This is a genomic window from Pricia sp. (assembly GCF_041745955.1).
GTDB lineage: Bacteria > Bacteroidota > Bacteroidia > Flavobacteriales > Flavobacteriaceae > Pricia.
The window spans coordinates 1-2182 of record NZ_JBGTHY010000387.1 but is presented as its reverse complement, the minus strand read 5'-3'; the positions used below and the strand labels follow the sequence as shown (position 1 = coordinate 2182).

General features: G+C 44.7%; 3 protein-coding genes. 2 read left to right on the top strand and 1 reads right to left on the bottom strand.

The window, feature by feature from the left end; genetic code table 11:
- A partial coding sequence (gene folP, locus ACEW8S_RS14085; protein WP_373518776.1) for a dihydropteroate synthase occupies positions 1 to 611 on the bottom strand: 611 nt, incomplete at its 3' end.
- A gap of 111 nt (positions 612 to 722) precedes the next feature.
- Between folP and ACEW8S_RS14080 the strand changes: the two genes are divergently transcribed.
- The gene (locus tag ACEW8S_RS14080) at positions 723 to 1262 is read left to right on the top strand and encodes a DUF1599 domain-containing protein (protein WP_373518775.1); all 540 of its coding nucleotides are present in this window, start codon (positions 723 to 725) and stop codon (positions 1260 to 1262) included.
- A gap of 89 nt (positions 1263 to 1351) precedes the next feature.
- On the top strand, positions 1352 to 2182 hold an 831-nt coding region (locus ACEW8S_RS14075; RefSeq protein WP_373518774.1), incomplete at its 3' end, for a BT_3928 family protein.

Sequence of the window (2182 nt, the reverse complement as noted above, 5' to 3'; positions counted from 1 at the left end):
AATTTTGAAAGCAATTCATAGTTCTGGGCCAGCGTTTTGGCAAAGCCGAATCCGGGGTCGACAATAATATCGTTTATGCCGAGCTTTCTGGCTTGGACGATGCGTTCGGAAAAATATTTTAAAATATCGACCAGAAGATTTTCGTAATCCGTCTGCTTTTGCATGGTCTTCGGCGTGCCGCGCATGTGCATCATGATAAAGGGAACTTTATATTTCGCAATGGTCGGCAGCATGTTTTCGTCAAGCTTTCCTGCGGAAATATCGTTGATCAGGGCCGCACCGGCTTTCAGGCAGTTTTCGGCGACTTTGCTTCTAAAGGTGTCGATGGAAAGTATGCTATCGGGGAATTCCTTGAGAAGCCCTTCGACTATCGGTAGTATCCTTCCTAACTCGCCATCCTCTGAGACGGCATCCGCACCAGGCCGTGAACTGTAAGCGCCGACATCGATAAAGGTGGCGCCTTCCTTCAGCATCCTTTCGGTCTGTGACAAAATCGATTTTTCATCCTTGTATTTTCCACCGTCATAAAAAGAATCAGGAGTAATGTTCAAAATGCCCATTACCTTGGGATGGGTCAGGTCGATAAGGTGGCCATTACAGTTAAGCGTCATAGTAGTTGAATTAGTAAGGTATTGTTCATTCGACTTGATAAACCAATATTAAAATACGAACTTTGGGCGGTTCGGGAAAACGGACGAAATTTAAGCAATCCAAATCCATTTATGCAAAATACTTCCGCACAATACGATGAGGTCTTACAAACCTGTCGGGAGCTCTTCCAAAAAAAGATGGGAGATTACGGTAGTGCTTGGCGCATCTTGAGGCTTCCGTCATTGACCGATCAGATTTTTATCAAGGCACAGCGCATCCGAAGTTTGCAGGAAAATGAGGTCCGTAAAGTGGATGAGGACGAGCGTTCGGAGTTTATCGGAATCATCAACTATTCCATCATCGCCCTTATCCAATTGGAAAAAGGCGTTGCCGATCAGCCCGACCTTAGCACGGAAGAGGCCATCCAACTCTATGAAAAACATGCGACTGCCACGAAGGCGTTGATGGAAAACAAGAACCACGATTACGGCGAGGCATGGCGCGATATGCGGGTAAGCTCTTTGACGGACCTGATTCTCCAAAAACTATTGCGGGTAAAACAGATAGAAAATAATAAGGGCAAGACTTCCGTTAGTGAAGGGGTCGATGCCAATTATCAGGATATGGTCAACTATTCGGTTTTTGCGCTGATTCACTTGAAAGGTCAATAGGCCAGGAAGTTTTTTAAAGGGATTTTTTACAAGAGTTTAAACCCATAAGCCTCATCAACCAATACACTAATCCGAAGGAATTTTAACCTATGAAGTACATCGTAAACATCAGCAGAATCCTAGTCGGCATTCTCTTCATCATTAGCGGCCTGATCAAGTTAAACGATCCCGTAGGTTTTGCGTTTAAGTTGGGGGATTATTTTGCGCCCAGTGTTCTCAACCTTCCGTTTTTGGAGCCTCACGCACTGGCCATTGCCATTTGTATCGTAATTTTCGAGGTCTTGCTGGGGGTCATCCTTTTATTGGGGTTTCGAGTAAAGTTTACGGTTTGGAGCCTATTAATAATGATTGTAGGCTTCACTTTCCTGACCTTTTATTCCGCCTATTTCAACAAGGTTACCGATTGCGGCTGTTTTGGGGATGCCCTAAAATTGACTCCTTGGGAATCGTTTACCAAGGATATCATCCTGTTACTATTGATTCTTATTTTATTCTTTGGAAGAAAATATATCACACCGCTTTTTCGGACGAATACCATTCGGATTATTACATTGGCGGCGATTGTGTTCAGTATCGTTTATGGGTATTACGTACTCAACCATTTGCCCGTCATTGATTTCAGGCCTTATAAAATCGGTGCCAATATCGAGGAGGGTATGACCGTGCCCGAGGATGCCCCGAAACCGATTTACGACTATGTCTGGCGGTTCAACGTCGGGGGGGAAGAAAAAATAATCGTGACCCAAGGGGATTATCCTTCAGTCGACGGTGAGTTTATCGATGTGGAGACCACCGAGGTACAAAAGGGATATGAACCCCCCGTTCACGATTTTACCATTGAACAGGAAGGTGAAGATTTTGCCGCTTCGCTGTTGCAGGAACCCAAGTTGGTCATGGTTATCGCCTATGATTTGGCAAAA

Bases quoted from the DNA above. Each gene is read 5' to 3' on its own strand.
- ACEW8S_RS14080 (WP_373518775.1), top strand. From the start codon at position 723: ATGCAAAATACTTCCGCACAATACGATGAGGTCTTACAAACCTGTCGG.